Genomic DNA, 14619 nt, shown 5'->3' with positions numbered 1-14619 from the left:
TAATTACTTGTTTATTTTATTGATTTTTTCTCATTTAATAACAGTGTTTTCTGATCCAGCCAACTTAATATATCATCAATAACTTCATCTTTATTATACTCATGTAACATCTCATGCCTACCATTTTTATATAGCTTGAATTGAACATCTATTAACCCGTAAGTTTTAAATATTTTATATAAATCTTTTATACCTTTTCCAAAACCTCCAAAAGCGTCCCGGTCACCTCCAAAAACTAATACTGGCATCTCTTTTGGCAATTTTTCAAGATTTTTCTTTTTATATATGTTTATAAGACCTCTCAAAAAATCATAATAAAATGATGATGTACATGTAAATCCACAATAATCATCTTCAATAAATTTATCTACCTCTTCCCTTACTGTTGAGAGCCAATCAGCAGATGTTCTTGTAGGTTTGAATTTATTATTATAGCTTTCAAAGGACAACTTTTTTATTAATTTACTTCTGTTTCTTCTTCCTTTTGATATAACTTCATACTTCGCAACCAAAATTCCTAATCTTGTAAGTATAGGGGGATTCCCAGTTGTTCCTGATAATACAAGAGCATCTATATCATCACCACAAACCTGAGCATATCCCTGGCTTAAAAAAGCCCCCATACTGTGACCAAATAGTATTATAGGCATTCCTTCATGTTGATGCTTTATGATTTCGGTAAGTTCATGCATATCTCTAATCATACAGTTAAATCCATCATCATCTTCAATATATCCTAAATCCTCTTTGCTAGCTGCAGTTAATCCATGTCCTCTATGATCGTTAGCATAGACAATATATCCTTCACCAGCAAGCTTTTCAGCAAAGTTACTAAATCTGATAGCTTTTTCTGTCATTCCATGAGATATCTGTACTATGCCTTTTATTTTTTTTGAGCTATCTGGTTCCCATTTATAAGTATTTATACATATTCCCTGACTATCTTTAAATTTAAAATTACTAATCATACATTCCTCATTCTCATTTGTAATATTATAAAGCACTACAGCTTTATGATTATCATTCTCTTAATCTCTACTTTATATAACCCTTTGCCAATTCTAAAACCTTAAAAAAATTATCATTATTATTTTCAATAAACTCTAATAATTCCTCCCTAGACGGTTCCTTGTATCTATGAGATATTCTATTTCTAAGTAACCTAGCCACATTTAAAAAGACGTGTATCTCTGAATTAATAACACCATTATTCTTCAGTATTGATAATGAATCCTTCATATCTATACCTATTTTAAATTCTTTTAATTCCTTTAATATTATGGAAGTTAAACTTTCAACTGTAATGAAAAAACCTACAAAAATTTGCTTTAATCCAAACTCAATAAATATAGTTGTCTTATTTTCTGGACTACACCTTAAAACCTCTTTACAATCTTGTAGATTTTTTATAGACTCAGACATATCTTCTACTATTTTTAATAATCGCTCTTCATTCATGATAATAAATCTAACCTCCTATAGTAAAAGAAATTTTCATTTTCTCTATAATTTATTTCTACTCTATCTATCATTTCTTCTAAACTTTTATTATTATCATTTGTATATACAACTTTAGCTGTATTTAGTATAGTTATTTTTACAAACAAATCTAAATTTGTGCTATTTAAATCAACTACATCAATAGGTCTATTTAACATTTCTTCTAAGAATAATTCTAAGTTTAATATATCATTGAGTTTTAGTTTTTCACTTGATAGAACTGCTATATCAACATCTGAATCTTCATTAAATACATCAGTTATAGTACTACCAAAAATTAAGACAGTATTTACTTTTAGGCCCTCAATAAATTTTATAAATTCATCTGACTTTAGCTTTCCTAAAATCAACAATTGCGAATTATTCACAATAAAAACCTACCTTCTTATATTAATTCCATTTTTATATATTATTAAAGTATTACCTATTTTGGTAATAGTATATCATTTAACTCCCTTAACTGTATTTGCACAAATTTATTTAAATTGTTTACCTAATGTATCAGCAGCTAATATTGCAGCATAAACATCTTCCGGAACAACCCTAAATGGCATATTCTTCATGGAATTCCCTTCTGCACAAGAAGCTACTGCTGCTTTCATTATATCTTCTTCTATTATAGTTTTTATCCCCATATCTTCTAATGTTGTTGGGAGCCCTACGCTTAAGCAGAAATTTATTACTTCTTCAATTTCTTCCATTGGGCTGTTTTCAAGAACTAATTGAACTATTGTTGCAAAAGCCACTTTTTCCCCATGAGATATGTGATTCATTTCTTCAAGTACGGTAAGGCCATTATGAATAGCGTGTGCTGCAGCTAGTCCACCGCTTTCAAAACCTATTCCGCTTAAATAGATATTTGCCTCAACTATATTTTCAAGAGCTTTAGTAACAACTCCTCTTTCAGCTGAAATTTTTGCTTTTACTCCGTCTTCTAAAAGAACACTATAACAAAGTTCTGCAAGAGCTATAGCTGCTTTTGTTGTTTGGTAGCCAGCCATAGTTTTTCCATTAGCTCTAAGACATGCTCTTACTTCAAAGTAAGTTGAAAGTGCATCTCCCATACCAGCCGCTAAGAATCTTACTGGTGCTTTTGCAATTATGTCTGTATCAACTATAACCACGTTAGGGCTTTGTGACAGCACGAGATATTCACTAAACACTCCTTTTTCTGTATATATAGCTGAAAGTGAACTACATGGAGCATCTGTTGACGCTATAGTTGGTACTATAACCACTGGCATTTTAGCATAGTAAGCAACTGCTTTAGCTATGTCTAAAGTTTTCCCTCCACCTATACCGACTATAACGTTACAATTATTTTTGTTTGAAAGCTCTACCAGTCTATCAATCTCAATTCTTGAACATTCACTATTAAACTTTTCAAATATTACTTCAATGTTACTTCCTTGAACTCCTTGTTCAATCTTTTCCACTGCTTGATTAAAAAACCAGGCATCTGATATAACAAAAAAAGAGTTACCTAATTTATCAACATAGTCTTTAAAATTTGTTAATATACCTGAACCCTGTACATATTTACTTGGTGAAATAATAGCTCTTATCATCTTTTGCCCTCCTTGTAAAATCTTCTAATTAATATTTTACCACTCATATATGCCTCTGAATATATTTTCTCAACATTTGAATTTATAAGAATCAACTTCTTTATTACTAAATTCATCTATGAATTTATACAAAAAAACTTTGATGAAACTATCTGAATAATAAGATATGTTTATAAACTCTCTCATTTATGCATCTAATAAAAAAGAAATAATACCATATACATATGAAATAAAGACATTTATCATAATTGCAGTTTAGCTTATAATTAATGTAACTAACTGTAAACATTACCAAATCAATTTTTATACTTATTACTTTGAATTAGGAGAATTGGATATGTATATAACAAGGGCATATAATAGAAATTTCACACTCATGACACTTGAGGGTTCACTATTCTTTTTTGGTATATCATTTTTAGGGGAAAATACGGTGGTCCCAATATTTGTAGATACTTATACTGGCAGCATGCAGCTGCTTGGGTTAACTATAGCTCTTTTAACTGTTGCAAAACTGCTACCCAAATTATTACTCGGACCTTATATTTCCCAAGTAAAAGACGTATCACGTCTTCTTCGTATTGTTATGCTCATACACAGACCGCTGCCTTTGCTAATGATACCAGTTTTTTTAATAGTAAAAGATCCCTTAATAGTATTCTTTATCTTTCTACTAATGTACTGTATCTTTTGGGGCATAAACGGAATTGCTGGGATAGCTTGGTCAGATGTATTTGGAAGAACCATACCCGGAGACCTTAGAGGCAAACTCCATGGTTATCAGCAGTTTATTGGTGGTATCGCGTCTCTTATTGCAGGTTATATAATCAAGCTTTTATTGGATAATAATATATTACCTAACAATATAAAATACCTTATAATATTTGCTCTTGGCGGATTAGTACTCCTTTGTTCAGCTCTAGCTATAGTACCAGTTAAAGATACTCCTAAAAATATACAATGTGAAAAAGTAATGATAATGAAGTATTTTTTGACACTACCTAGTTATCTAAAGAAAAACATAAATTATAGAAACATGAATATAATTCAGTCAATATCAAGATTCGGAGATTTGATTATACCTTTTATAATTCTGCTTTCAAAAGATAATTTAGGTTTTGATTCCTACAAACTCTCAACACTTGTAGTATTTCAAGTAATTGGAGGCATGCTTGGTGGTATTCTTTGGGGAAATATAAGTCATAGATTCGGGAATAAACAGGTTATACTTGCTGTAGAGATAACAGGCTTAATAATATCAGCTGTAACCTTTTTATGTATTTTAATTAATCCCTATGTGATGACCTTTCCAATAATGTGTATTGTATCAACACTTGCTGGGGCAAAAGCAGGTGGATGGCTTGGTTATGTTAATTATCTCATTGATGTCGTTGAAGAAGAAAATAGAATTGATTGCATGATCTTAAATACAATTATATTATTTCCATTATCTTTTGCTAACTATTTTGCTGGGTTGGCTACCGACAAGTTAGGATTTTTACCTCTTGTATTCTTCTCAGTGGTCGTTGGTATAACTACTACAATTTTGTCTATAAAATTAAAATCCGCAAATTATTCACACTGATAAGCAAGAAGTAAATTTATACTGCATATTATTATTTTCACTTTTCTAAAGATTATCAGAATATCTTGACGATTTAAAAAATATAGACTAGAATTATTATTATTTCTCTTCATACTTCTACCTAAGCAAGAAAAACCTGTAAAAGGCCGAAAGTATTCATATGAAGAGAAAAATATTTGTTATATAGAAAAGCTCAAATATTACATTTAACTTTCTAAAATATAATTAAATGGAGGTACGTAAGAAAATGAAAATTGCTGTTGCAAATGATCATGCTGGATTCGCCTTAAAAGAAGAGGTAAAAGCATTTTTAGAAAGCAAAGGACATGAGGTTCAAGATTTTGGAACTTACAATGAAGAGGCTGCTGATTTACCAGATTTTATTTACCCTGCAGCATTAGCTGTTGCAGAAGGAAAAGCTGATCGTGGAATTTTTATCGACGGAGTAGGTTACGGTAGTGCTTTAATTGCAAACAAAATACACGGCTTATACGCAGCAGTCTGCCAAGATCCATTCTGTGCACAATTAGCACGTTCACACTCTAATACTAACGTTCTTTGCATTGGTGCAAAAATAATCGGTTCAGCGATAGCCCTTGAAACTATAAATGTGTGGTTAACTACTGATTTTCTTAGTGATATTGAAAAATATAAGAAACGTGTTGATAAGGTAACTGAAATATCTGAAAAACATTTAAAAAAATTGTCTGAGATTTAAGCTATCTTATTAACAATAGTATTTCAGATATCAATGTCATATTAAATTAGATAATGTTATTGTTTATTACTTTTATAAAGAATGAAAAAAAGACGTCCTCATATATATGAGAACGTCTTTTTTGTTCCTGTATACAACGAATAAAAGCTATTTTATAAAAAATAAAATAAGGCTCGAGAATATTTCTCAAGCCTCTTTGCTTCAATTCTTGTACAATATTTTGTAATAAAAATGCTTTTAAGTAAATATACTTAAACTTTATAATTGGGGTATAAATTATGCACCTTAATTTTACTATTTTATCAACATTCACGCAATGCTGAAAAGTCAGAATTTTTACACTCGACACCCTTAAGTAAACATTACCAACTTACTTTTTCTCCGTTTTTAACAGTTTTAACTATGTTTGGCAGATACTAAATTATAATTGATAATCTTATATCAATATGTATCAATAATATATATCAGAGAATTCAATATTAAGCATTTCTACATAGTCTTGAGTACTTCTTGGAATAATACAATGTTCATTACATTGTTTATGTACCGTCGTTACTGGAAGCTCAATTAAAAATTCACTTCCAACACCTAATTCACTCAATACAGTAATTGTACCGCCGTGCATCTCAACAAAAGACTTAACTATGGAAAGTCCAATACCACTGCCTTCATGACTTTTTATTAATGTATTTTCAACCTGAATAAATCTTTCAAGAATTTTATTTACTTTATCGGATGGTATACCAATACCAGTATCTTTAATGGAAATTAAGATACTTGTCTCCTTGTCATAAATATTTACAAATATATTTCCATTTTTATCTGTAAACTTAATAGCATTAGAGAGTAAATTTAGTATTATCCTTTCCAGTTTGTCTGGATCTAAAGCCATTACTTTTTCTTCAATTTCTGTATCAAACTGAACATATAAACCCTTGGCCTTTGCATATTCAGCTACAGATAAAGTTATATCCTCTACTATACTTACTACGTTCATATCCCTCGGATTCAAATTCATAAATCCTGCTTCTATTTTAGTAACATCAATCTGATTATTAATAATCCTTAATAACCTATGGCAATTTTGCTTCATTGCTTTAATATGCTTACTACTATTATATGAGTTGATATCCAAACTATTTTTTAAGTTTAATTCAAAAAGCTGTATTGCACTTAAAATCACATTTATTGGTGTCCTTAATTCATGGCTCATGTTGGCTATAAAAGTGTTTTTCATATTGTTTACAGCTTCTGCCTCACTTTTTGCCTTCAATAATTCCTTTTCATATTTCTTTTTGTCTGTAATATCCCGAACTACCACAATAATTTCGCCTGTTTTTTTTCCTTCTTCTTTCACTTTACTAACTTGAGCTGAATACCATAAAATTTCATCTCCTATTTTAAGTGAATAATCAAAAGGCTCCACGACCTCTCCCTCTTTAAGCCTAGTTATTACATTAGTAAAAAGAATTGATACCTCAGGCGGCAGAATTTTTTCATATTTTTGTCCTAGAAATACTTCTGGTGTAGCATAAAGTATCATATCTGACGATTGATAACATTCAACAAAGGTTCCTTCCTCATCTATTACAAATACAGTGTCTCTCATTGATTGTAAAAGGTTACGCATCCTTACTTCATTTTTACGTAATTTCTCATCAGCTTCTATTTGTTTAATTCTTGCCATACTGCTTTCAACCAACGTGGTTACAAGTCCTTTATAATACTCCATAATGTGGTTAATCTTTTCCCTTGAAAAGACAGGTATACGTGAAAGTGCTGAAAGATACTCTTCTTCATCAAACCCAAGCTCAGTGGCCTGTTTCCTGAAATATTCAATATCAAGAACTTCATCTTCATAAAAAAATTGACCTACAAACAAAGTAGCAATATGTTCACCTGAAACAATGATTGGTAAGGCAACATCCCTCAGATTATTAAGACACTTATACTCCACATAATGCCCTTCATGGAGATACTTCTTAATATACTCGTCACTTATTCTACAGCGCTCACTTGCCACAGGATGATTCCTATGAAATTTAGAACAGATATCCTGCCAACCAACGTTAACAAGAACATTATCATTCGAATCGATTATCCCAATAGGAACTGCTGATATAGCGTAAAGATGATCTGCCATTGCTTGTAGCGCACTTACATTGACAAGCTCACCCAAAACCCATTTTGCCAAAACCTTCATCCACCCTTCATAAATAAAACTTAATAAGCATAGTCTATTTAACTTTAGCCAGATTTCACTTTGTTAAATGACAACAAATCAAAATAGAGTAAAAATAATATCTATATTCAATAGTTATATCTATCGCTTTTCTACTATAAAAGTATTTCGTTTTTAATAATTATATTGCTATTTAAAGTTTTCATTAAAATTTATGTAAACCTAAACATTTATTCACATTAATTATATATTACATTTTTATATAATTCCACTATTTTAGTATATAAACATAGTTTTTCCCCAAATATAAATACTTTTCCAAAGGGGGTAAATTCAAGCTCACATTCTTCTTATAAATATTGATAAAGTTATAAAGCATCCAGTCTATTAAATATACTTAACTTCAACCGTTAGACAATTTAGTTATGAAGTTGTATATCTATACTTGAGTCAGATTTTACTTTGTGAAATAACAGAAAATTAGAGCTGTCTAACAAACTTAGATAGCTCTAATTGACGTCTTTTAAAATAATTTTCCCATAAGCTTGTACAACCTTATGAAAAAAGATCAGTTAAATTGATAACTTCTATTAAGTTCTTAACCTTTGAATGAGCTAATTTTGTATGTTTTTCAGAAGGTTCAACTAGATCCGGAACCATAATACATCTAATTCCACCAGCAACGGCAGCCTCTAATCCTCTTTCCGAATCTTCAAGTACAATTGCATTTGCAGGATCTACATCCAATTTTTTACATACAGTCACGAAAATCTCTGGATCTGGTTTACCTTTTGTAACTTCATCTCCACATATAACTCTATCATATTTATCTAATACACCAGCAATAGAAAGTAATTTCTCAGCTCTTTCTCTAATACTTGAAGTTGCTACAGCCTTCTTTATCTTCTTCTCGGTCAAATAATCAAGCAGCTCACGAAGTCCTTCCTTAACTCCTAATCCTTCTTCTTCAATAATCCTACTAACACATTTCCCCTGTTCAATATAGATCTCATCAAAAGGAAAATTTTCACCAAATTCTTTTCTAAACTCTTCTGCAATGGATTTTTTATTCATTCCAAGCAATCCTAAAAGAAATTCTTGTGAAATATCATAATTATATATTTTACCAGTTTCCTGCCATGCTCTCTTTGCAAGGGTTTCTGTATCAAACATTAATCCATCCATATCAAAAATTACAAGTTCTACTTTGCTCATTTACTTCCTCCAATAAAATACATTTGTTAATATATAATATACATTAATTATACTATATATCTTACATGTTATGTAACCGCGTGAACCACTCCTACTTTAGAAGTAGGAACTTCCTGTTTCAAAGACCTCGTAACCTACTATCTCCACAGGCTTAAAATCGGATTGTACCAACCCTACTCTTTTTATATTTATAGCTGAATTTATATCTCTATGGCGCTTAGTTTTGCAGTTTGGACATTCCCATGCTCTAATATTTAGATTTTTAACTTCTTCATTTTTAAACCCACAATTACAGCAAAGTTGACTTGAAGGATAGTAAATTGCTATCCATCTCCACCTTAAAGAAGGTTGAGTGTTCCGCAATATTATGGATAAATTTTAGCTAATTTATCTTCAAAATGCAAAAGAAAGTCCTAAAGACTTTCCTTTGCAATTGCTTACTTCAATTCACCATTTTCGATTTTCTCTATTACTTCCTTGAACTGTGGCAAATGCTTCTTATGAGCTACTAGCATTTCATTTAGCAATGTTCTTGCAATGTCTCCTGAAGGTACTAGTGGGTTAATCGTGAACGCTTGTAATGCTTTACCATAATCACCAGTAACGGCCGCTTCAATTGTTATCTCTTCCATTGCTTTCATAACTTGAACTAATCCACGCTGAGCTGGCTTGAATTTCCCAAAATTGTTTGGTCTTGGACCACCCGCTGTTATAATACTACTTACTTCAACAGCACAATCATACGGTAAATCAGCTAAAGCTCCATTGTTTCTAGTACTTACTACCATAGTGCTTCTCTTATCATTGTAAATTGAATTAATAAGCTCACAGGCAGCATCTGAATAATGAGTACCTCCACGTTGGCTTAATTGCTCTGGTTTTTCTTTTAAATCTGGATTTTTATATATCTCAAATAATTCTGCTTCGACTTTCTTAACTGTTTCTGCACGAGTTGCATTCTTTTCAAACTCTTCTAATTCCTTTTGTAACATGTCATTAGTTAGATAGTAATATCTATGATAACCACAAGGTAACATTTCTAAATCACGAATTTGTTCTTGGAAGAATGGAATAAATTTAATATTTTCCATTTCACTATTTTCACTACTGAATATCTTCTCCATAACTAAAGAAGTTACATCATCACCTTCTTTATCATATACCTTATGCCAATGAAGATGATTCAACCCTGCAAATTGGAAATATAATTCTTCAGGATCTTTTCCAAGCAGCTTTGACTCACTCATCATATGATTTATTGGAACATTGCATAATCCAACTACTTTTTCAAAATTACCATATTTAAGTACTGCTTCTGTTACCATTCCTGATGGATTTGTAAAGTTAACAAGCCATGCATCTGGACATAACTCTTTCATATCATTAACTATATCAAGAATTACAGGTATCGTTCTAAAAGCTTTGAACATTCCACCAGCACCATTAGTTTCTTGTCCTAATATTCCATGACTTAAAGGAATACGTTCATCTTTAATTCTAGCATCTAATAATCCCACACGGAACTGAGTAGATACAAAGTCAGCATCCTTTAATGCTTCTCTTCTATCTAATGTTAGATGAACCTCCCAATCTAATCCTGCCTTTTCAACCATACGCTTAGCTAAATTTCCCACTATTTCTAACTTTTCTTTTCCTTCTTCAATATCTACAAGCCAAATTTCTCTTATCGGAAGCTCGTCCTTTCTTTTTATATACCCTTCTATTAATTCTGGAGTATAGCTAGATCCTCCTCCAATAGTAACTATTTTGATTCTATCCTTTTTCATATTAGTCCTCCCATAAATGAATTTTTTAATCATTGGTTATTTTTACAACTTATAACCAATTCCCTTTTTATACCCACAAGATAATTATATTATTGTATAACCTATGGTACAATTATCAGAAATTGCAACTGTATCAATACAGTTTTAGAAGAACTCTATGAAAAATAACAGTTAAAAGTAAAAAATATCCCGCTACTTTTTATGTAACGGGATATTTTTAAAAGCTTACCTGAAAAGTTTTTCTATACTACTCCATATCTCTGGATTCTTCCTTTTAAGGTTTATAATTTTAAATTCTTTATTTACAAAAGCATGAGTGGTACTTCCCTTTGCTAGCTGTGCATTATCTTCTTCTCTTATAACCTCATAGCTAAATACAGCCTTAGCACCATTTAGTTCTTCTATCCATGTTTTTATTATTACTATGTCCTCATAATTTGCGCCTATAATATACTTACATCTGCTCTCAACAAGTGGCATAAGAACATTGTGCGCTTCCATTTCTTTATAAGAAATACCTGATTCTTTTATAAATTCCGTTCTTCCAACCTCAAACCAAGCATAGTAATTTGAGTGATGGACTATCCCCATCTGGTCAGTTTCTACGTATCTTACCTTTAACTTTGTTTCATTTATATACATTTTAAATATTCTCCTCCTATTAAAACCAGTTCATAAGCTTTTCTTTGTTATTTGTAGCATTATTTTCAGAACTTCTGTTACTTTATTATACTAAATTGCATTCTTTTAGCATAGTGCGCAAATATTATTAGATGAACTGAATTTTTTATTTAACTTAAAAATTCATCATATTTTAAAAACACCTCAATATTTATATACAAATATTATAATAGGGAGATTTTTATGCAACGAAAAAAAAAGTATCTTGTTTTTAGTATTCTCACTCTTATAGCTATTTTAAGCAGCCTCTTTATCATATTAGATTGGTCTGGTTTCATTTTTAATACCTACGATATCAATGATCCTGTTTCACTAAATTCATCCCGAATAAAATTACTCGTATCTTTTCTTTGCACACTTCTTGTATGTATAATAGGCAGAGATGGGATTAACAAAAGGGACACCCGAAGACTAACCTTTATATTTATTCTTGTCTTTTTTGCAGATTTTAACTTCTTTATAGGCAATGCTGTATTAGGTATATTAACATTTGGAATTGTTCAAACTCTTTTAATCTTACGTAATGGAACTGGATTTAAAGAATTCTTAATAAATTCAAAGATATCTGATAGGTTACGTTTTATCATTACTGGAATATTTATTCTGATTATTTTAGGAACATTATTTAGATATATTCTCTATCCTCATATAAATTCAAAACCAATATTATATGTTCTGTTAACTTATCAACTTTTGCTTGGATGTTCGTTCTTTACTGCATGGGCTAGCCTTAAAATTAGATACTTTCCTACTATCAACGCCCTTTTTGCTGCATTAGGAATGACTTTCTTTCTTCTATGTGATTTAACTGTTGGAATGAACTTACTATTTAGCCCCAGCATATACAGAACAGTAGCTTCATATTTGACATGGATATTCTACACACCTGCCCTTATTCTTATCGGATTAAGTGGATATGACATCAATAGTCACACTACCCTAAAGTGATAGTGGTCTATATGATGGGAAGATAATTTAGTTTAAAGAATGTTTCTCCATATATTCTCTATATAAGTAATATAGAATGTATTTAAAAGATACTTGATTATAAATTATTAAAAATTTTATTGGAGGGGTAAGTATGAACTGTCATGGAAAAAACAACGAGAAGCGAGGAACTCATAATCATAGCCATAGCCCACTAAAGCATATCCTGCATATGGTTATTTGTTGTGGATTACCTATAGTTATTGTAGGACTTTTACCACTGATAACAAAATTTAGTCCTAGTACTGGAAGTGTAATAACAACGATATTACCATTTTTATGTCCATTAATGATGATTGCAATGCTACCAATGATGTTTAGGGGTAACAAAAAAGCAAATTGTTGCGATAACACAAAAAATCATAATAGTAATAACAAAGCACCTGAACTGGACCAGTCTGCAGAATAATGTGATATGTTATATATAATTACTCGTTTTAATTATAAATATTTATTAATATTATAAGCCTTATGATCTTAAAAAATCATAAGGCTTATCTAGTTATTTAAAGATATTCATTAGTCCTCAATGAAACAAATCATCTATATTAGTAGTTCCATATATATAATTAAAAACGCCTTCACATACATGAAGACGTTAGAATAATTAATAATATTACTTAAACAAAGGTACTTTTGCGTCTATTGAATAAATTATGTGGGTATGATAATCATATAAATGATTCATTTCTGTCGTCCACAATAATAAATATATCACCTATATTTATTTAATATTAATTTATATTAGGTTCATATTAGTTTAATGCAAATCAGTAATAAAAAAACATGAAACCTAACGTCTCTTGAAGAAAGGAAGTATTTTTATGTTATCTAAACTTCTAGTAAAACGATTTGTGAAAAATAGTAATGATACAGAAAATAAAAATACAAGGCAATCCTACGGCTTACTTGCTGGTATAGTAGGTATAGTAGTAAATATAGCACTTTTTTCTATAAAGCTTCTAGTAGGACTTATAGTTGGTAGCATTGCAGTAATGGCTGATGCATTTAATAACTTATCTGATGCTGCTTCTTCTATAATAACTATAGTAGGTTTAAGAATGTCTAATAAACCTGCAGATGAGGAGCATCCATTTGGTCATGGAAGAATAGAATATATATCTGCTCTTATAGTATCCTTCATGGTTATACTTGTTGGCTTCGAATTTGTTAAGTCTTCTTTTGAAAGAATAATTAACCCAGAACCAATCTCCTTTGAGCTTGTTCCTTTTCTTCTTATATTAGTATCTATACTATTGAAATTTTGGTTAAGCAGATTTAACAAATATATATCTAAGATTATAAACTCTTCTGCCTTGAAAGCAGCCTCCTTCGATGCCTTAGGAGATGTTGTAACTTCAAGTTGTGTAGCGTTATCATTATTACTTCCTAAATTCACAACCTTACCATTGGATGGTTATATAGGTATTTTAGTAGCATTAGCAATACTTTACTCAGGGTATTCATTAGTAAAAGAAACAGTTAGTCCTCTTTTGGGAGAAGCACCAGATCCAGAATTAGTTGAAAAAATAAAGAAAAGTACTCTAGAGTATGAACCTATAACAGGAATTCATGACTTAATAATACATAATTATGGCCATGGGAAACATATGGCTTCCATACATGCTGAGATTCCAGCAGATATTGATATAATGAAAATTCACGATATAATTGATAAAGCAGAAAGAGAAATTTCTGAAAAACTTGGTATATATCTAGTAATTCATATGGATCCAGTATGTATAGATTGTAAAGAAATAAATCCTTATAGGGCAGAGGTTGAAAAGATAATAAAATATAATCCTCTTATAAAATCTATGCATGACTTTAGAGTTGTAGGAGATGGAGAAAATAAAAACCTTATTTTTGATATAGTAGTAAATCCAACGCAATTAAATAAGATAATGACAGAGCAAAAGCTTAAAGAACAAATTACACAGGATATAAAAGCTATCCATCCTAATTATAACTGTATTATTACAGTAGATACTGACTTTATGTAGAAAAAAGATATGAATATCTAAATGTGTACTAGTAAAATAAAACTGAGCAGGTATCAACCTGCTCAGTTTTAGATAGATTTGATTTTATGTGAGAATGACAGCACAAAATAAAAAAGCCTCGCAGCAATGCTGCGGGGCTTTTTACCTGGCAACCTCCTACTCTCCCACACAGTCGCCCGTGCAGTACCATCGGCCTCTTAGAGCTTAACCATCGTGTTCGGTATGGGAACGGGTGTATCCTCTAAAAGCATCATCACCAGATTTGTTGATGAAATTTTTGTTCCATCAAAATTGCACATAAGTTTTAGCCTTTTTATTGGTCAAGCCCTCGACCTATTAGTATCAGTCAGCTCAACATGTTACCATGCTTACACCTCTGACCTATCAACCTTG

General features: G+C 30.8%; 14 protein-coding genes and 2 rRNA genes. 5 read left to right on the top strand and 11 right to left on the bottom strand.

Translation table 11 applies throughout. The features are described from left to right. Window positions 1-11: 11 nt before the first annotated feature. The 4 genes from CPJCM30710_RS07390 to CPJCM30710_RS07375 all read right to left on the bottom strand — a co-directional run bounded on the left by CPJCM30710_RS07390 (window position 12) and on the right by CPJCM30710_RS07375 (window position 3068). A complete protein-coding gene (locus CPJCM30710_RS07390) occupies window positions 12-968 on the bottom strand; it encodes an alpha/beta fold hydrolase (RefSeq protein WP_212903532.1) in 957 nt (318 codons plus the stop codon). A 67-nt stretch (window positions 969-1035) separates the two neighbouring features. Further along, window positions 1036-1458: a HepT-like ribonuclease domain-containing protein gene (locus tag CPJCM30710_RS07385; protein WP_212903531.1), complete on the bottom strand. Its 423-nt coding sequence runs from the start codon at window positions 1456-1458 to the stop codon at window positions 1036-1038. Then, window positions 1455-1868, bottom strand: coding sequence for a type VII toxin-antitoxin system MntA family adenylyltransferase antitoxin (mntA, locus tag CPJCM30710_RS07380; RefSeq protein WP_246503488.1), 414 nt, complete (start codon window positions 1866-1868; stop codon window positions 1455-1457). The genes CPJCM30710_RS07385 and mntA overlap by 4 nt, the downstream gene beginning before the upstream one ends. A gap of 108 nt (window positions 1869-1976) precedes the next feature. Then, window positions 1977-3068: a glycerol dehydrogenase gene (locus CPJCM30710_RS07375; RefSeq protein WP_212903530.1), complete on the bottom strand. Its 1092-nt coding sequence runs from the start codon at window positions 3066-3068 to the stop codon at window positions 1977-1979. A 337-nt stretch (window positions 3069-3405) separates the two neighbouring features. Here CPJCM30710_RS07375 and CPJCM30710_RS07370 point away from each other — a divergent pair, with 337 nt between their 5' ends. Then, window positions 3406-4653, top strand: a complete 1248-nt coding sequence (locus CPJCM30710_RS07370) for an MFS transporter (protein WP_212903529.1) — start codon at window positions 3406-3408, stop codon at window positions 4651-4653. Between the two features lie 229 nt (window positions 4654-4882). Then, window positions 4883-5371, top strand: coding sequence for a ribose 5-phosphate isomerase B (gene rpiB, locus CPJCM30710_RS07365; protein ID WP_407644978.1), 489 nt, complete (start codon window positions 4883-4885; stop codon window positions 5369-5371). Window positions 5372-5822: 451 nt separating this feature from the next. On the opposite strand, the gene CPJCM30710_RS07360 is transcribed toward rpiB, so the two are convergent. The 5 genes from CPJCM30710_RS07360 to CPJCM30710_RS07340 form a co-directional block, all read right to left on the bottom strand. Then, entirely contained in the window at window positions 5823-7565 is a 1743-nt protein-coding gene (locus CPJCM30710_RS07360) for a PocR ligand-binding domain-containing protein (protein ID WP_212903528.1), read from the bottom strand. 543 nt (window positions 7566-8108) lie between these two features. Continuing rightward, window positions 8109-8768: an HAD family hydrolase gene (locus CPJCM30710_RS07355; protein ID WP_212903527.1), complete on the bottom strand. Its 660-nt coding sequence runs from the start codon at window positions 8766-8768 to the stop codon at window positions 8109-8111. 96 nt (window positions 8769-8864) lie between these two features. Beyond that, window positions 8865-9131: a zinc ribbon domain-containing protein gene (locus tag CPJCM30710_RS07350; protein ID WP_212903526.1), complete on the bottom strand. Its 267-nt coding sequence runs from the start codon at window positions 9129-9131 to the stop codon at window positions 8865-8867. A 74-nt stretch (window positions 9132-9205) separates the two neighbouring features. After that, a complete protein-coding gene (locus CPJCM30710_RS07345) occupies window positions 9206-10555 on the bottom strand; it encodes a 6-phospho-beta-glucosidase (protein WP_212903525.1) in 1350 nt (449 codons plus the stop codon). A 225-nt stretch (window positions 10556-10780) separates the two neighbouring features. Then, complete coding sequence (locus tag CPJCM30710_RS07340) at window positions 10781-11197, bottom strand: acyl-CoA thioesterase (RefSeq protein WP_212903524.1); 417 nt, start codon at window positions 11195-11197, stop codon at window positions 10781-10783. Between the two features lie 222 nt (window positions 11198-11419). Here CPJCM30710_RS07340 and CPJCM30710_RS07335 point away from each other — a divergent pair, with 222 nt between their 5' ends. The 3 genes from CPJCM30710_RS07335 to CPJCM30710_RS07325 all read left to right on the top strand — a co-directional run bounded on the left by CPJCM30710_RS07335 (window position 11420) and on the right by CPJCM30710_RS07325 (window position 14226). Beyond that, a complete protein-coding gene (locus CPJCM30710_RS07335; RefSeq protein ID WP_212903523.1) occupies window positions 11420-12184 on the top strand; it encodes a hypothetical protein in 765 nt (254 codons plus the stop codon). A 133-nt stretch (window positions 12185-12317) separates the two neighbouring features. Continuing rightward, window positions 12318-12632, top strand: coding sequence for a hypothetical protein (locus CPJCM30710_RS07330; protein ID WP_212903522.1), 315 nt, complete (start codon window positions 12318-12320; stop codon window positions 12630-12632). A 415-nt stretch (window positions 12633-13047) separates the two neighbouring features. Further along, window positions 13048-14226, top strand: coding sequence for a cation diffusion facilitator family transporter (locus CPJCM30710_RS07325; protein WP_212903521.1), 1179 nt, complete (start codon window positions 13048-13050; stop codon window positions 14224-14226). Window positions 14227-14369: 143 nt separating this feature from the next. Here the strand turns inward: CPJCM30710_RS07325 and rrf are convergent. Both rrf and CPJCM30710_RS07315 read right to left on the bottom strand, forming a co-directional pair. Continuing rightward, window positions 14370-14487, bottom strand: a 5S ribosomal RNA gene (gene rrf, locus CPJCM30710_RS07320). A gap of 55 nt (window positions 14488-14542) precedes the next feature. Further along, window positions 14543-14619 (bottom strand): 23S ribosomal RNA (locus CPJCM30710_RS07315); the annotation flags it as partial.

It is taken from the genome of Clostridium polyendosporum, from assembly GCF_018332455.1.
Classification (GTDB): domain Bacteria; phylum Bacillota; class Clostridia; order Clostridiales; family Clostridiaceae; genus Clostridium_AY; species Clostridium_AY polyendosporum.
The sequence above is the reverse complement of the archived record's forward strand: the minus strand, read 5'-3'. Positions and strand labels throughout refer to the sequence as shown.

Coding starts and splice junctions, on each gene's coding strand:
- CPJCM30710_RS07390 (WP_212903532.1), bottom strand. CDS start 968: ATGATTAGTAATTTTAAATTTAAAGATAGTCAGGGAATATGTATAAAT.
- CPJCM30710_RS07375 (WP_212903530.1), bottom strand. CDS start 3,068: ATGATAAGAGCTATTATTTCACCAAGTAAATATGTACAGGGTTCAGGT.
- CPJCM30710_RS07330 (WP_212903522.1), top strand. CDS start 12,318: ATGAACTGTCATGGAAAAAACAACGAGAAGCGAGGAACTCATAATCAT.
- CPJCM30710_RS07355 (WP_212903527.1), bottom strand. CDS start 8,768: ATGAGCAAAGTAGAACTTGTAATTTTTGATATGGATGGATTAATGTTT.
- rpiB (WP_407644978.1), top strand. CDS start 4,883: ATGGAGGTACGTAAGAAAATGAAAATTGCTGTTGCAAATGATCATGCT.
- CPJCM30710_RS07335 (WP_212903523.1), top strand. CDS start 11,420: ATGCAACGAAAAAAAAAGTATCTTGTTTTTAGTATTCTCACTCTTATA.
- CPJCM30710_RS07370 (WP_212903529.1), top strand. CDS start 3,406: ATGTATATAACAAGGGCATATAATAGAAATTTCACACTCATGACACTT.
- CPJCM30710_RS07325 (WP_212903521.1), top strand. CDS start 13,048: ATGTTATCTAAACTTCTAGTAAAACGATTTGTGAAAAATAGTAATGAT.
- CPJCM30710_RS07385 (WP_212903531.1), bottom strand. CDS start 1,458: ATGAATGAAGAGCGATTATTAAAAATAGTAGAAGATATGTCTGAGTCT.
- CPJCM30710_RS07340 (WP_212903524.1), bottom strand. CDS start 11,197: ATGTATATAAATGAAACAAAGTTAAAGGTAAGATACGTAGAAACTGAC.
- CPJCM30710_RS07345 (WP_212903525.1), bottom strand. CDS start 10,555: ATGAAAAAGGATAGAATCAAAATAGTTACTATTGGAGGAGGATCTAGC.